General features: G+C 65.9%; 9 protein-coding genes. 2 read left to right on the top strand and 7 right to left on the bottom strand.

The genetic code is table 11. The annotated features are described in order from the left end of the window. Nucleotides 1-36 precede the first annotated feature (36 nt). The 3 genes from CXQ81_RS03045 to CXQ81_RS03035 all read right to left on the bottom strand — a co-directional run bounded on the left by CXQ81_RS03045 (nt 37) and on the right by CXQ81_RS03035 (nt 9,498). Nucleotides 37-6,717 (bottom strand): Ig-like domain-containing protein, encoded by a 6,681-nt coding sequence (locus CXQ81_RS03045; RefSeq protein ID WP_101339372.1) that lies wholly within the window; start codon nt 6,715-6,717, stop codon nt 37-39. A 50-nt stretch (nt 6,718-6,767) separates the two neighbouring features. Next, on the bottom strand, nt 6,768-7,613 hold the full coding sequence (locus CXQ81_RS03040; RefSeq protein ID WP_101336432.1) for a sulfotransferase: 846 nt from the start codon (nt 7,611-7,613) through the stop codon (nt 6,768-6,770). 229 nt (nt 7,614-7,842) lie between these two features. Next, on the bottom strand, nt 7,843-9,498 hold the full coding sequence (locus tag CXQ81_RS03035; RefSeq protein WP_101336431.1) for a glycosyltransferase family 39 protein: 1,656 nt from the start codon (nt 9,496-9,498) through the stop codon (nt 7,843-7,845). 221 nt (nt 9,499-9,719) lie between these two features. On the opposite strand from CXQ81_RS03035, the gene CXQ81_RS03030 reads away from it, so the two are divergent. Both CXQ81_RS03030 and CXQ81_RS03025 read left to right on the top strand, forming a co-directional pair. Further along, nucleotides 9,720-10,307, top strand: coding sequence for a phage tail protein (locus CXQ81_RS03030; protein WP_009041589.1), 588 nt, complete (start codon nt 9,720-9,722; stop codon nt 10,305-10,307). A 53-nt stretch (nt 10,308-10,360) separates the two neighbouring features. Beyond that, a complete protein-coding gene (locus CXQ81_RS03025) occupies nt 10,361-10,672 on the top strand; it encodes a hypothetical protein (protein WP_101336430.1) in 312 nt (103 codons plus the stop codon). 60 nt (nt 10,673-10,732) lie between these two features. Here CXQ81_RS03025 and CXQ81_RS03020 read toward each other — a convergent pair whose 3' ends face one another. From CXQ81_RS03020 to CXQ81_RS03005, 4 genes are read right to left on the bottom strand one after another with little or no spacing between them, the layout of a single operon-like run. After that, a complete protein-coding gene (locus CXQ81_RS03020; RefSeq protein ID WP_101336429.1) occupies nt 10,733-11,236 on the bottom strand; it encodes a GNAT family N-acetyltransferase in 504 nt (167 codons plus the stop codon). A gap of 27 nt (nt 11,237-11,263) precedes the next feature. Continuing rightward, complete coding sequence (locus CXQ81_RS03015; protein WP_101336428.1) at nt 11,264-13,360, bottom strand: biotin/lipoyl-binding protein; 2,097 nt, start codon at nt 13,358-13,360, stop codon at nt 11,264-11,266. After that, nucleotides 13,360-14,679: an efflux RND transporter periplasmic adaptor subunit gene (locus CXQ81_RS03010; protein ID WP_101336427.1), complete on the bottom strand. Its 1,320-nt coding sequence runs from the start codon at nt 14,677-14,679 to the stop codon at nt 13,360-13,362. The genes CXQ81_RS03015 and CXQ81_RS03010 overlap by 1 nt, the downstream gene beginning before the upstream one ends. Continuing rightward, nucleotides 14,676-15,464 carry an efflux RND transporter periplasmic adaptor subunit gene (locus tag CXQ81_RS03005; protein WP_007928634.1) on the bottom strand — a complete coding sequence of 263 codons (789 nt, stop codon included), beginning with the start codon at nt 15,462-15,464 and terminating at the stop codon, nt 14,676-14,678. The genes CXQ81_RS03010 and CXQ81_RS03005 overlap by 4 nt, the downstream gene beginning before the upstream one ends. Between the last annotated feature and the right edge of the window lie 164 nt (nt 15,465-15,628).

Here is a 15,628-nt window from a genome sequence, read left to right as displayed (position 1 = left end):
TCGCCCCTGGGTGCCGCATCGTATTTATGTAGTGTTTCAGGCCTGCATTGCGCTGACGCCGGCCTGTTCGAACGCCTTGGCCAGATCGCGGATCGGCCGTTGTTCTGTGTCTTGCATCACTTGCAATTGCTGGGTCAGCGACGGTGCCCCGAACACCCCGCGCCCGCCCTGGGAAAGATCGCCAGTCTTGGCCTTGTCGCCGAAAGACTTCAGCGAACCGCCATCCTCGGCGGAGTCCTGGTCGAACAGCAGCGACAGCGTGCTTTGGCTGAACACCCCGCCATCGCCGCCACCGAAGCCGAGGAAGCCATGGCCATTGCCATCGCCCCCGGCATCGCTGCTGCCGAACACCTGGGCAATGAAGCTCGGCGCCAGGGCCCCGCGATTGATGAAAATATCCCCCAGCGGCCGGATGCCATCGCCCAGCACCCGCTGCTCGAACAACGGCGCGAAGGCCAGTGGCGAGCCCAGGTCGCCAACGGGTGGCGTGGTGACCGTGGGTTGCAACGGCACATAAGGCGGCAGCGGCGGAACCACCGGGTCGCTCGAACGGAATTCCGGATCGCCCACCGGCAGCTCCGTGGGTGGGTTGGCCGCCGGCACGGTGTTGATCGCGTAGTTGTTGGAGTCGGTGCTGCCAGCGCCGGTATTGCCGAAGGAGTCGCTCACCCCGCTGTTGTTCAGGGTGATCAGGTTGCTGGTGTCGCTGATATTGGCGGTTGGCGTCAGGGTCGCGGTCCAGGTCCGGCCGCCGTCGCTGCTGCCCAGGGCGCTCAGGGTGCCGTTGGCCACCGTCAGGTCCGAGTTGGTGAAGCCGCTCACCGCTTCGCTGAAGGTGATGGTCACGCTGCTGGTCTGGCCCACGCCGAGGCTGCTGTTGGCGACCACGATGGTCGCGGTCGGCCGCTGGGTATCGATCAGGTAATTGTTCGAATCCGTGCTGCCCAGCCCGGTATTGCCCGAGGCGTCGCTGACCCCGCTGTTGTTCAGGGTGATCAGGTTGCTCGTATCGCTGAGGTTGGTGTTCGGGGTGAAGGTCGCGGTCCAGGTGATGCCGCCATCGCTGCTGCTCAGCGCGCTCAAAGTGCCGTTGGCCACCGTCAGATCGCTGTTGTCGAAGCCGCTCACCGCCTTGCTGAAAGTGATGGTCACCAGGGACGTGTCGCCCACGGCCAGCATCGGGTTGGCGACCACCACGGTAGCGGTGGGGCGCACGGTATCGATGACGTAGTTGGCCGAGTCGGTGGTGCCGCTGCCGGTGTTGCCGACGGCGTCTATCACTCCGGCATTGTTCAGGGTGATCTGATTGCTGCTGTCGCTGATGTTGATGGCCGGGGTAAAGGTGGCGGTCCAGGTCACCCCGCCATCGCTGCTGCTCAGGGCCCCCAGGGTACCGTTGGCCACTGTCAGGTCCGAGTTGGTGAAGCCGCTGATCGCCTCGCTGAAGGTGATGGTGACCGTGGTGGTTTCACCCGCTTTCAGGGCCGTGTCGGCCAGCACGATGGTGGCGGTCGGCCGCCCGGTGTCGATGATGAAATTGTTCGAGTCGGTGCTGCCGCTGCCGGCGTTGCCCGCCGCGTCACTGACCCCGCTGTTGTTGAGGCTGATCAGGTTGGTCGCATCGCTGACGTTGACGTTCGGGGTGAAGGTCGCGGTCCAGGTGATACCACCGTCGCTGCTGCTGACCGCGCTCAGGGTGCCGTTGCTCACCGTCAGGTCGCTGTTGTCGAAACCATTGACCGCCTCGCTGAAGGTGATGGTCACCAGGCTGGTTTCGCCAATCGGCAGGATCGGGTTGGCCACCACTATGGTGGCGGTTGGGCGAGCCGTGTCGATGACATAGTTGTTCGAATCGGTGGTGCCGCTGCCCGTATTACCCGAGACATTGATCACGCCGCTGTTGTTCAGGGTGATGACGTTGCTGGTATCGCCGACACCCACAGTCGGCGTGAAGGTAGCGCTCCAGGTGACCCCACCATCGCTGCTGCTCACCGCGCTCAAGGTACCGTTGGCCACCGTCAGGTCGCTGTTGTCGAAACCACTGACCGCCTCACTGAAGGTGATGGTCACCAGCGAGGTTTCGCCAGCCTTCAGGGCCGTGTCGGCGATCACGAGGGTGGCCGTCGGCACTACGGTTTCGATGCTGTAGTTGGCTGAGCTGGTGGTCCCGGTACCGCTGTTGCCGGCCACGTCGGTGAAACCGGTGTTGTTCAGGGTGATCAGGTTGCTCAGGTCGGTGATGCCCGCCGTCGGGGTGAAGGTGGCGGTCCAGGTGATACCGCCGTTGCTGCTGCTCACTGCGCTCAAGGTCCCGTTGGCCACCGTCAGGTCGCTGTTGTCGAAACCGCTCACTGCTTCACTGAAGGTGATGGTCACCAGCGAGGTTTCGCCGGCCTTGAGGGTCGAGTCGGAGAGGACGATGGTGGCGGTCGGACGCAGGCTGTCGATGGCGTAGTTGTTGGAGTCGGTGGTGCCGCTGCCGGCGTTGCCCGCCCCATCCGTAATACCGGTGTTATCCAGGGTAATCAGGTTGCTGCTGTCGCTGATACTGGCAGTCGGGGTGAGGGTCGCCGTGTAGGTGATGTTGTCGCTGGTGCTCAAGCCGCTCAGCGTACCGTTGGCCACGGTCAGGTCAGCCAGGGTGAAGCCGGTCACCGCCTCGCTGAAGGTGATGGTCACGGTACTGGTCTGGCCCACGCCCAGGGCGCTGTCGGCGACCACTATGGTCGCGGTCGGGCGGACGGTGTCGATCGCATAGTTGTTGGAATCGGTGGTGCCGCTGCCGGCGTTGCCCGAGGCGTTGGTCACCCCGCTGTTATCCAGGGTGATGACGTTGCTGGTGTCAGTGATGCTCGACGTCGGGGTGAAGGTGGCGGTCCAGGTGATGCCGCCATCGCTGCTGCTGACCGCGCTCAAAGTGCCGTTGGCGACGGTCAGGTCGGCGTTGCTGAAGCCGCTCACTGCCTCGCTGAAGGTGATGGTCACCAGCGAGGTTTCACCGATCTTCAGGTTGTTATCCGCCACCACGATGGTCGCGGTCGGCAGGACGGTGTCGATGCTGTAGTTGTTGGAGTTGGTGGTGCCACTGCCGGTGTTGCCGGCCAGGTCGGCGATACCGGTGTTGTTCAGGGTGATCAGGTTGCTGGCATCGTTGATACCAACGGTCGGGGTGAAGGTGGCGGTCCAGGTGATGCCCCCGTCGCTGCTGCTCACCGCGCTCAAAGTGCCGTTGGCGATGCTCAGGTCGGCGTTGGTAAAACCGCTGACTGCTTCGCTGAAGGTGATGGTCACCAACGAGGTTTCACCGGCGCTGAGAGTACTGTCGGCGACCACGATGGTCGCGGTCGGGCGCACCGTATCGATGGCGTAGTTATTGGAATCGGTGGTGCCGCTGCCGGCGTTGCCGGCCAGGTCGGCGATGCCGGTGTTATCCAGGGTGATCAGGTTGCTGGTGTCGCTGATGCTGGCGCTCGGAGTGAAGGTCGCGGTCCAGGTGATGCCGCCATCGCTGCTGCTCACCGCGCTCAAAGTGCCGTTGGCGATGCTCAGGTCGGCGTTGGTGAAGCCGCTCACCGCTTCGCTGAAGGTGATGGTCACCAGCGAAGTTTCACCGATTCTCAGCGCGGTATCGGCAACCACTATGGTCGCGGTCGGCCGCACCGTATCGATCGCGTAGTTGTTGGAGTCGGTGGTGCCGCTACCGGCGTTGCCGGAGGCGTTGGTGACGCCGGTGTTGTCCAGGGTGATCAGGTTGGTGGCATCGGTGATGCTGGTGCTCGGGGTGAAGGTGGCGGTCCAGGTAATGCCGCCGTCGCTGCTGCTCACCGCGCTCAGGGTGCCGTTGGCGACGGTCAGGTCGGCGTTGCTGAAGCCGGTCACCGCCTCGCTGAAGGTGATGGTCACCAGTGAGGTTTCACCGATCTTCAGGTTGTTATCCGCCACCACGATGGTCGCGGTCGGCAGGACGGTGTCGATGCTGTAGTTGTTGGAGTTGGTGGTGCCACTGCCGGTGTTGCCGGCCAGGTCGGCGATACCGGTGTTGTTCAGGGTGATCAGGTTGCTGGCATCGTTGATACCAACGGTCGGGGTGAAGGTGGCGGTCCAGGTGATGCCGCCATCACTGCTGCTCACCGCGCTCAAAGTGCCGTTGGCAATACTCAGGTCGGCATTGGTGAAGCCGCTCACCGCTTCGCTGAAGGTGATGGTCACCAGGGAAGTTTCGCCCGCCGTGAGGGTGCTGTCGGCGACCACGATGGTCGCGGTCGGGCGCACCGTATCGATCGCATAGTTGTTGGAATCGGTGGTGCCGCTGCCGGCGTTGCCGGCCAGGTCGGCGATGCCGGTGTTGTCCAGGGTGATCAGGTTGGTCGTATCGGTGATGCTGGCGCTTGGGGTGAAAGTGCCGGTCCAGGTGATGCCGCCGTCGCTGCTGCTCACCGCGGTCAAGGTGCCGTTGGCGATGCTCAGGTCGGCGTTGGTGAAGCCGCTGACCGCCTCGCTGAAGGTGATGGTCACCAGCGAGGTTTCACCGACCCTCAAGGCGTTGTCCGCGACCACGATGGTCGCGGTCGGCCGTACGGTATCGATCGCATAGTTATTGGAGTCGGTGGTGCCGACCCCGGCGGTGCCCAGGCCATTGATGACCCCGGTGTTATCCAGGGTGATGACGTTGCTGGTATCGGTGATGCTCGAAGTCGGGGTGAAGGTGGCGGTCCAGGTAATGCCGCCGTCGCTGCTGCTCACCGCGGTCAGGGTGCCGTTGGCGATGGTCAGGTCGGCGTTGGTGAAGCCGGTCACCGCCTCGCTGAAGGTGATGGTCACCAGCGAGGTCTCGCCGATTTTCAGCGCGGTGTCCGCGACCACTATGGTCGCGGTGGGCGGTGGTGCATAGGCGGTATTGAGGATGCCGCCGTCGTTGTAGATGGTCGCCACCGACGTCGGCGAAGTACCGGTGCTGCCACCGCCCAGCGCTACGCCACCGGCGCCGCTGGCCGCCGCGTTGCCGCTCAGGGCGGCGAAGTTGGCGGCGGTGATCAGGAAGGTGCCCTTGTTCCAGACCGCGCCGACGCCGCGGCCGCCAATCCCGCCATTGCTGGCGTTGCTGCCTTGGCCGCCACCACCGCCACCGCCGCCGCCCGCGCCGATGTTGTTGCTGATGGTCGAGGTGCCGATCACCGTGAGGGTGCCGCTGGAGGCGTTGTAGATCCCGCCGGCGGCATTGCCGCCCGCGCCGCCGACCTTGTCCCAACCCGCGCCGCCGCCACCGCCGCCGATGGAAATCGTGCCGTTGGTGGCCGTGGCACCGTTGCCGCCGTTGCTGTAATAAGACACGCCCACGCCGCCGGCGCCGCCGGTGCTGGTACCGCCGCGACCGCCCATGTGGGTGGCGTCGTAGCCACCGCCATAACCGCCCACGCCACCGCTGCCAGCCTGGCCGCCCAGTGTGCCGGTGCCGGGGCCGGCGGAACCGCCGTGGCCGCCACCCTGGCCGCCCAGCCCGCCGCCACCACCACCGCCACCGCCGTAGAACGCGCCGGTGACACCACCCCCGCCACCGCCGCCCGAGGCCGCGTTGGAGGTCACGGTGACGTTGTTGAGGGTGAGGTTGCCGGCGTTGAAAATCCCCCCGGCCATGGCGCCGGTCGCGCCATACCCGCCGTTGCCGCCGTTACCCGAGACCAGGCCCCGGGTGATCACCAGGCCATCGAGGGTCACGGTACTGCCCGCGGTCACTTCAATGACCCGGGTGCGGTACTGGCCGTCGAGGATCACGTCCGCCGCGCCGTCGTTGTTCAGGTCGCCGTCGATGGTCACGTTCTTGTTGACCAGCAGTTCGGAGGTCAGCTGCACCGTCATGCCGCTGCTGAAGGTGACGATGTCGCCGTTCTGCGCCGACGCCAGTGCCGCCCGCAACGAACCCACGCCGGTGTTGGCGTTGTTGGTGGCGGTCCAGGTCGCCAGCCCCCACTGATAATCCTGCATGGCCTGGGTGGACAGCACGTTGGCGCTTTCGATGGTGCCGGTGGCGATCTCCAGTTCCCAGTCGCCCCCCAGGCCGGTGCGGTCGCTGGAGGCGGCCACGTCGCGACCGGTGAGTTGCGCCAGCGAGTCGACGAAACTCAGGCCGCGTTCGCCCTCGGCGGTGTAGCAGCCGTAGATCAGGATATCGCCGCCGGCGTTCATGTCCTGGCCGATGTCCGCCAGCACCGCGCTGCGCGCCTGGACGTTGTCGGCCGAGAGGTAGCTGTTGCCCAGCCACAGGTCGCCGGCATTGCCGTGGGCGATGATCTGCACCGAACTGACGCCCTGATGCTGGTCCAGGTAATCGGCGATCTGCTGCAGGCCATCCTGGTTCACCCCCAGTTGCACCACCTGGGTGCCGGGCGCCAGGCCCTGGAGCAGACTGTCGGCGTCCTTGACCCGCGAATCGACGAACACCACCGTCAGCCCCGGTACCGCGGTCGGGGTCGCGGCAGGCGCGGCATCGGCCTGGCCATGGGTGTCGTTGCTGACGCTCGGCTGATCGGCGGCGGTCGGCGTCTTGGCCACGTCCGTGGTGGTGTGGCTGTCCGGCTGGGCGACATCGGTCACCGTCGCCGCCACCGCACCGTCGAACAGCATGCGCGGCTCCAGCGGCATGATCATCGGAGAGGCCAGGGCATTCGCCCGCCCGGTGGCCCGCTGATTGACCTGCGACTTGCCTTTGCTCCACCACATGATGCTCACCCGGACTCGAACGTGCTGAAAGGTGCAAATGAAAACCGCGGTCAACGGACCGCGGCGTCGGATTTCATGCGAATGACATTGGCGGCGCTGGATGCCCCGTCTTTCCAGAAGGACAGCTCCGCATACTTCTCGAACAGGTCCGGCGGCAGGATGGTGCGCCGCGACTGCAGCGCCACCCGCGCCTTGACCTTGTGCAGGCCCGCGACCCCCAGCGCCTGGTCGAACTCGGGCGCGTCGTAGGCCAGGCGGTCGAAATCGTGTTCGAACCAGGGTTCGTCGATAAAGTCGTAGATCAGCCGCATCACCCGCTCCGGGGCCTGGCTCAGCAGGTCGTAGTCGACGATCAGCAGCGAATCGGCGTTTTCGCCGTAATAGGCCTCTTTCAAGGCGGTCCAGGCATACCCCACCAGACGGTTGTGCTGGGCCAGGGTTTCGCAGCGGCTGTAGACCGAATTACGCTCGACCGCATCGCCGAACAGCTTGGTGTTTTCGAAAGGGTTGGCCCGGTACAGCCGTTCCAGGCTGTCCATGACCCAGGCGACATTGCGCACACAGGCGATGGTCCTGGCCTTGGGAAACAGGTCCTTCAAGGCCGGCAGGCGCGCGCACCATTGGCGATTGGTGTCGAAGACAACAGGTTTATCGGCCTTGTCGGCGTAGTAGGAGTCGAACAGCCCGCGCAGCAGGCGGCGGCGCATATCGATGTCGATGACCGCGCCGAATTCGCTGCCGGCGCTGCATTGTTCGAGGATGCCGCTGAACAGCGCCCCCACCGGGCTGGTCATGCCGGCGTGAAAGCGCGGGTTCTGCAGCAGGATGGCCGACAGCAGGGTCGACCCTGAGCGCGGTAAACCGGAGATAAAGTGGAACTGCGGCAATCCCTTCACCCTAGCTATAAGTCCATTTGTAGGAAAAAGCGTAGTGCAAGGTCAGAAAACCAACTAGTGGTGCTTTGATATCAATTCGAAGCAAAAACCATAAAAAACGTGTGCTTTAAAAGCACTCGCTGCTCTGGGACTGGACGTGAACCGATTAAGCCACTACCGGCTCTGAATTCTGCCTTTCGTCATCGGCCGGTTCACAGGCCGATTTTTTGCGCAAAACCGCCCAAGGCCGCTATCCAGCAGGTTTCCCAGCCTGGGCGCACAGTGCTTGCACCGACGCCTGGCCCTGCGCCACGCCGCATATAACCAGCAACCGCGCCGTGACCCCGCCGGCGGTGAATTCGCCGGCTTTTCGCCATTGCACCGGCAGCGGGGCGAATTCGTCGGGTTGGTCGGCCGTGCCGATCAGCCAGACGCGACCACTGCCCACCGGCAACGCCGACAGCCGGTCGAGGTAAAGCCTGTCAGCCTGCTGCTCGACCAGGGTGCCGAAACCATAGGCGTTGGGCCGAGTGGAGACGCCGGCGGGCGTGGGCGGGGTGTAGAGCAGCGGCTGGGCGCCGGTACGGTTGTAGTAGACGTAGCTCAGGTACCACAGCAGGTCGCTGGTGACGATCCGGTCGCCGGCCACGTAGCGCTGGTTCACGTAGTCCACCAGCACGCTGATCTGATCGTTGCTATCCACCGTGGCGTTGTTGTTCAGGCCGACCCCCTCGGCCCCGGCGAACAGCAGCAGGACCGCCAGCGCCAGCGCGCGGGCATGCACCTGGGCATGCTCCAGCAGCCGGTCGATCGCCATCGCGAAAAGCAGCGGCAGGCCCAGGGCATAGGCCGTCAGGTAGCGCTCGATGAACACCGGCGTAACGAATGACACCGCAAACACCAGCAACAGCGGCAGCACGCTGTAGATCGCCAGCAGCCAGCTCCAGCGCCAGGGCGTGCGGTCGCGCCAGGCGAGCATTGCGACAACGCTCAGCACCAGCAGCGGCAGGCCCGCGAACAGCAGCGGGGAACGGCTTTCGCCATCGTCCTGGGTCAGCAATTGCCAGACCATCGAGGGCAATGAAAAAAACTCCACCGATGGCTCCCAGCCCACGTCGCCGCTGGCTTTCAGCTGGTCGATATGCTGCAGCAGGTCCACCAGCCCCGGCAGCCAGGGGGCGAACAGCATGACGATGGCGAGGTTGGCCAGCCACCAGCCCGGCTGGTTGATCGCCCGGCTCGCAGGCGTCGCTTGCAGGCGCAGCAGCAACAGGTACGCCCAGTGGGCGAGCACGCAGAGCGCGGTGAAATAGTGGGTGTAGAACGCCGCGCTCATCAGCAGCGTGTAATACACCAGGTAGCGCTGGCGTCGGGGCTGCCTGAGCCAGTACACCAGGGCCAGGGTGGCGCCGAGCAGCCACACCCCCAACAAGGCATACATGCGCACTTCCTGGCTGTAGCGCACGGCGGTGGGCAGCAGGGCCAGCAGGAACCCGGCGAGGATCGCCGCACGGCGGCTGGCGATCTGCGCCACCAGCCACACCCCCAGGCCGACACAGACGATCCCCGGCCAGGCGCTGAAACTGCGAATGGCAAAGATGCCGTCGCCAAACAGCGCGATCCAGCCGCGCAGCAGCATGAAGTACAGCGGCGGATGCACATCGTGGGCGGCATGCACCCAGAGTTCGCTCAGGCCGTAGCGGCTGAGCAGCAGGCTGGAGCCTTCATCGCCCCAGATGGCCGCGGCGGTCAGGTCGTAGAAACGGGTGGCCGCCGCCAGCAGCAAAATCGGCAGCAGCCAGTACGCCCGCAGCACCGCGACCAGGCGCTGTCCGTCGCTCGCCAGCCGATGGGCGATGCCCGGCCCGGCCGTATCCAGCAATTGCGGCTCTCTGCGAAACGCCATGAATGTCCCCTGCACCAACGTTTTACCAGCACAGCATCGCTGTTTATCCGGCCAGACATAAGGCACCCCATCACCCCAGGCGACTGGCGGAGCAGCGTCTACGCTAACCATTGCTGTCAACGAGCCCGCTTGGCGTTCTGACCGTATCGGTCAAGCTGTCAGGCCAGACACCAGGGATCGGCTCAGGGAGTTCCACTGATTAACCTGAAGGATAAAAAACTATGGAAGTGTTCATGGGCACCATTCAAGCTTTTTCCTTTAACTTCCCTCCCAACGGCTGGGCCTCGTGTTATGGCCAGACCCTGGGAATCTCGCAATACCAGGCGCTGTTTTCGCTGCTGGGCACCTACTACGGCGGCAACGGCACCACCAACTTCCAGCTGCCGAACCTGCAAGGGCGGCTGCCCATCGGCCAGGGTAACGGGCTGGGCCTGACGCCACGGGTGATCGGCGAGGTTTCCGGTACCGAAAACGTCACCCCGACCCTCAACAACCTGCCGTCCCACACCCATACCCTCGCCAGCGTGAGCGCCGCCACCACGCTGCAATTGGCCAATCCCGCCAGCAGCCCGGTCAGCGTGCCGACGGCCACCAACTCGTTCATCGGCACCTCCGGCGGCGGGCCGGGCACCGCGACCATCTATTCCGACGGGCTGGGCGCCACGCCGGTGCCCCTCCAGGGGGTCAGCACCACGATCTCCGGCACCATCTCGCCCGCCGGCAACGGCCTGCCGCTGGAAGTCATGAACCCGTTCCTGGTGATCAACTTCAGCGTGGCCTTGAACGGTCTGTTCCCATCGCGCAATTGAAGTTCGCGCCGGGGGACATTCCCCCGGCCCTTTTTCCAGCCAGGAGTGGCGCCATGCTGCATCTGCTGCAAAGTGAGCATTTCCAGCCTTTGCTGGGGCAAACCTGCAATCTGTTGCTACCGGACGGCAGCGTGTTGCCGGTCCATATCGAGTCCATCAAGGACACTCCCCAGGCCCGCATGCCGAACAGCCCGCGCATGCCCTTCTGCGTCGAGCTCAACAGCCTGGCGCCGACAGCGTTCGTCGACGGCCTGTGCGACCTGGAACTGCCCGGCGTCGGCCACCTGCAGGGCATGTTCGTGTCACGGGTGCCGGCCCTGGGCCGCGATCCGACGCTGGGCTATTTCTATATCGCCTTCAACTGAACCGAGCGTGCCTGGCGGCAGCGCCCCGGGCACCGGCTCGAACCCGCCGAATTACGCCGCTCAGCCGCGCGGGCCGGGGTACCACACCAGCCGCTCGGCCGCCGGGTTGGCTTCCTCGACCTGAAACCCCAGCGCCAGGTAATGCCGGCGCGCATGGGGGTTGCTGGCCCAGACCACCGTGGCCACCGGGCAGCGCACCTGCTCGGCGGCTTTCTGCACGCCCTGCAGCACCGTGCGCCCATAACCGCGACCGCGGGCGGCGGGAATGAACGCCAGGTACAGCACACGAATTTCATTGGCGCCGAAATCGGTGGTCAGGGCACCGATGGCGCTGCCGAGCTTTTCGATCACGTAGTGCATGGCGCCGGGGAAGTTCTCCCCCGCCCCCAGCTCCTGGACCTGGAACTGCTGGGCGATCACCTGCTCGATCTGCTCCTGTTCGCCATCGATCCATTGCAGATCGCTGCGCGCCGAACGGTAAAGGCTTTGCAGGAACGGTCCGTCGGTGGGCCGCGACGGACGTACCACCAGGCCATCGGACATGGCCGAATCCTTATGCAACATATGCGTTCTCCCTGAAAATTCCTTGTTTCAGAACCCGCTTTCCCTCACGCCCAGCGCCGCCAGGCGCCGCCAGGCCGTACCGAGCAGCGACTCGCCACGCCCCTGCAACACCACCACGCCGCGCAGCGGCTGGCTCGGGGTGACGCTGGCATCGAGCACCTTGAGCCGCGCGCCGTACTGCGCCTGGACCGGTTCGGCGCGGCGGCTTTCATCGCGGCGCACCGCAATCGGCCCATGGTGATCGGAGGTCAGCGCCTCCTGATCGATATACGCCACACCGTTGGTATCGACTTCGGTCAATTGCACCTCGAGCGCCGGGTGCATCGGGTCGTCGGCGATAAAGCGCCCCGTGGCGCCCGGCGCGACCCGCCACAGGTCGGCCTCGGCGAGAAAACCACGCAAGCGCGCCCCCGGCTCGACCACCCGGGCCAGCGGCTCCTTGGGCGAAACCCAGCGGCCCACCTGCAGTTGCGGCAGCAAGTCGCGCAGTTGGCCGGCCTCGGGTGCGCGCAGCAGCAGGCGCTCGCGTTGCGCCGACAGGCCGCGGTATTCGGCCACGGCCTCGGCCAGCTGCTGCTCGACGATCCCGGCATCGGCGGCGGTCTCGCTGCGCCCGGCGCGGCGGCGCATCTGCAATTGCTGGATCTCGATTTCCCGCCGGGCGATGGCCTGGCGCGAGGCCAGGTCCGGGGATTCGAGCTCAACCAAAACCTGGTCCTTGCTCACCGCCTGGCCGTCGCTGACATTGACCTGCCGGACCCGCGCCGCCACCGGCGCATGCAAGGCGCTGGCGCGTCCGGCTTCGAGCATCGCCGGCACCTCCACCGAGCCGCGCCAGGGCACCGCCACCAGCAGCAGCGCCGCCAACAACCCCAGGCCGCTGAGCAATACCCGTGGCGCGTGGGCCTGTTCGCGGTGCGTCCACCATTCGCGCCATTCCCGCACGATGGGCAAAAAGATGAACCAGACCAGTTCCACCAGCATCAGGAAGATGCCCAGCAGCTTGAAAAACAGGTGGTACACCGCCAGCGCAATCCCGAAAAACAGCACCGCGCGCCACAGCCACGAGCCATAACCCCACCACAGCAGACGCCGCTGCATGGCCGGCGACCAGGGCTCCGGCGCCGGCTGCCGGTAGCCGAACAAGGCCTCGCGCAGACGCCAGCGACAGAGGGCGAAGGCCCGCCCTTGCAGGTTGTCCACCTCCCAGAAATCGCTCAGCAGAAAATAGCCGTCGAAGCGCATGAAGGGGTTCAGGTTGATCACCAGGGTGGTGATCCAGGTGGCGCTGGCGAGCATGAAGGCCGCGGTGCGCGCCGGGCCGTCCGGCAGCAGCGACCAGGCCAGCAGGGCGATGCTGGCCAGCAGCAGCTCGGCCAGCACGCCGCCGGCGCCGATCAGCAAGCGCGCGCGACGGTCATTGACCCGCCAGGCATCACTGACGTCGGTGTAGAACATCGGCAGCAGCACCATGAACGCCACCCCCATGCTCTGCACCCGGCAACCGGCGCACTTGGCCATGAACGCGTGGCCGAACTCATGGCACAGCTTGGCGAAGAACAGCGCCACGCCGAACGCCAGGGCGCCACCGAGGCTGAACAGGTGGGGAAAGGTCGCCAGGAAGCGCTGCCAGTCCCGCGACACCAGAAACACTCCCAGCCCCAGGGTCAGGGGCAAGCCGTAGCGCAGCAGCCCCGGGCCGAACCGCGCCAGCCACGGCCAGGCACGATTGAGAAAGGCGTCCGGGCGCCACAGCGGAATACGAAAGAACAGGTATTGGTGCAGCAGCACCTGCCACAGGCTCTGGTGCTGCGCGGCGGCCTTGAGCTCATAGCTGGCGCGCTGCTGCGGATCGAGGGCGGTGATCAGGTCATGGCTGCGCAAGAAGCCCAGCAACTCTTCCAGTTCCGCGCCGCCCAGGGGCAGCCCCGGCTCGCGGTTGGCGGCGCGCAGCACCTGCCCGGCGTCCCCCAGGGACCAGTGCCTGAGCAAGCGCATCGCCGCTGCGCCGAGCTTGAAATAGCGGCCGCGCACCGGGTCGGCCAGGGTCCAGCGCGGCGAACCGTCCAGCGCCGGCGCCGCCGGCGACAGCTGCAAGTCCGCGCGCAGGCCCGGCAGGTTCATTACAGGCCCACGCTCTGCCGCAGACCGGCCAGCGGGCGGCGCAGCAGGTACAGCGCCAGCGGCGCGCGCTCACCGAAGAGCTTGGCCGTGCCGCGCAGGCCGATCCGCGGCGGCGGGTCGCGAAAACGTGCATCGAGGCGGTAGGCCAATTGCCCGCCCGGCGTCGGCTGCGCCTCGTAGGCCGCCCGTTCGAGGCTGGCCAGATGGCGCTGCAACGGGTCGCTGTCGAGAAACAGCGCCACCTGCGCGCCGGGCTCCAGGGCAATGGCATCGCCCACGGCCAGTTCGATGCGCAACTCGGCCTGGTTGGGGTCGGCGATTTCCATCAGGCGCTCGCCGGTCTGCACCGGTTTGCCGGTCCAGCGCTCGGCGTCGGCGAACACCGCGATGCCATCGCGTTCGGCCCGTACTTCGCTGCGCTTGAGCAATTCGCGGGCGTAATCGCGTTCGGCGCGTTTCTGTTCGACCCGGGCCGCCAGCAGGTCGATCTTCGAGCTGGATTCGGCATCGGCGAAGGCCCGCTGGGAATTGGCCTTCAGTTCCGCCTCGGCCACGCCCAAGGCGCGGGCGGCGACATCGGCCTGGGCATTGAGGGTGGTGTTTTCGAAACGCAGCAGCAGGTCGCCGGTCTTCACCGTCTGGTTAGGCTTGACCAGAAACTCGGCGATCACCCCGTCCAGCGGCGCCGCCACCACACGCCCGCCCAGCGGCACCACTTCGGCCGGCGCCAGCACCGACTGCCGCACCGGAATCAGCAAGCCCAGCAACACCACCGCCAACAGCGCCAGCCGGCGTTTGCGGTTCCAGCGCAGGCGCCACGGCTTGCGCGGTTGCAGCGCCAGCCAGGCGTGGCTGTAGGTGTCGCCCAGTTGTGCCAGCAATACTTGTTCGGAAGGGTTCCACGGATTGTCGCGGGCCAGCCACAGGCCACCAAAGAGCGCGCCCTGACGATCGATCAGCGGCAACCAGAACACCTGCGCCGCCGACAGGCTCTGCCAGTCGGCCCGTACCGGGGCGCTCAGTTGCTCGGCCGCGACCACTCGCGCCTGCTGCGCGAGTTCGAGCTTGAACAGTCGGGCCACCGCCTGCTCGACGAAAGCCACGAAGGGCGCATTCGGATCGAGCGCGCTGACGCCAGTCACCGCGCGGACCTTGCCGGCGATCACCAGCGCCGCGTGGCGATAGCCGAACAGTGCCTGGCTGTCGTTGACCAGGCTGTAGGCCAGTTGCTCGACCGTGCGCGCGGCGCGGGTCTGGCGCTCCAGGTCGAGGAACCGGGCGAAAACCTGCTCGGCGGCGCCCGCTACCGGCGCGTTCATTTGAGCTCCGCGAACCGCGCCGTGCCGCTCATGCCCGCCAACAGGCCCTCGGCGTTGGGTACGGCCGCCACCAGCAGCAGCGTCTGGCTGCCTTCGTCGATCCGCGCGCCGAGGCGCTTGACCGTGGCGGCCAGCGGCTTGCCAGTTTCATCGGGGACGAAGCTGAAGGTCTGCCCGGCCTTGAGCTTGCCCATCCAGCTCGACGGCACCAGCAGGTGGATTTCCAGGGAACGGTTGTCGACGATTTCCAGCAAGGGCGAGCCGGCCGTCACGCTTTCGTAGCGCTGTACCTTGCGCGCCACCACCTGCCCGTCGAACGGCGCGATCACGCTGCAACGCTTGACCTGCACCTGGTAGACCTGGGATTGCGCCTGGGTCTCGGAGACCTTGGCCGCGGCTCGCGCCACTTCGAAGCGGCCGACCGAGTTGAGCGAAGCCAGTTGGCGGTTGTGCGCCAGCTCTTCGTTGGCGCCACGGCTGGCGGCCTGGGCGGCATTGAGCTGGGCCTGGTAGGCCGAGCAATCGAAGCGCGCCAGCACCTCGCCTTTCTTGAAGGACTCGCCTTCGCTGTAGGGTAACTCGACAATGCGCCCGGACAGTTCGCCGGCCAGTACCGCCTGATCCTTGGCCCGCAACACACCGCGCGCTTCGCTGCCGCTGGCCACCGCGGCGCCGGCAGCGCTGTCACTGAGCAGCGGATCGTCTGGCGCAGGTGTCTGCGCCTGTGCAAGGCACGCCAGACAGGTCAATCCGAATCCCAATCCCAATCCATGAAATCGCCGCATAACCGTAACTCCCTGACGGATGGGCGGAGTCTAAGACAGCAAGCGCAAGCGTCAAGCAAGTGGCCACTATCTTTATCGATCCCGACAACGGCATCGAGCACCCGCCTGACAGCATAGATGCCTTGTCCGGCGCGGCGTGTATCGGGTCGTGTGGGTATTTTAGA

The organism is Pseudomonas sp. 09C 129 (assembly GCF_002843625.1).
In the GTDB taxonomy this organism is placed as follows: domain Bacteria; phylum Pseudomonadota; class Gammaproteobacteria; order Pseudomonadales; family Pseudomonadaceae; genus Aquipseudomonas; species Aquipseudomonas chlororaphis.
The sequence above is the reverse complement of the archived record's forward strand: the minus strand, read 5'-3'. Positions and strand labels throughout refer to the sequence as shown.

Excerpts from the sequence above, each read along its gene's own strand:
- CXQ81_RS03045 (WP_101339372.1), bottom strand. The coding sequence starts at position 6,717 with ATGTGGTGGAGCAAAGGCAAGTCGCAGGTCAATCAGCGGGCCACCGGG.
- CXQ81_RS03035 (WP_101336431.1), bottom strand. The coding sequence starts at position 9,498 with ATGGCGTTTCGCAGAGAGCCGCAATTGCTGGATACGGCCGGGCCGGGC.
- CXQ81_RS03030 (WP_009041589.1), top strand. The coding sequence starts at position 9,720 with ATGGAAGTGTTCATGGGCACCATTCAAGCTTTTTCCTTTAACTTCCCT.
- CXQ81_RS03025 (WP_101336430.1), top strand. The coding sequence starts at position 10,361 with ATGCTGCATCTGCTGCAAAGTGAGCATTTCCAGCCTTTGCTGGGGCAA.
- CXQ81_RS03020 (WP_101336429.1), bottom strand. The coding sequence starts at position 11,236 with ATGTTGCATAAGGATTCGGCCATGTCCGATGGCCTGGTGGTACGTCCG.
- CXQ81_RS03015 (WP_101336428.1), bottom strand. The coding sequence starts at position 13,360 with ATGAACCTGCCGGGCCTGCGCGCGGACTTGCAGCTGTCGCCGGCGGCG.
- CXQ81_RS03010 (WP_101336427.1), bottom strand. The coding sequence starts at position 14,679 with ATGAACGCGCCGGTAGCGGGCGCCGCCGAGCAGGTTTTCGCCCGGTTC.
- CXQ81_RS03005 (WP_007928634.1), bottom strand. The coding sequence starts at position 15,464 with ATGCGGCGATTTCATGGATTGGGATTGGGATTCGGATTGACCTGTCTG.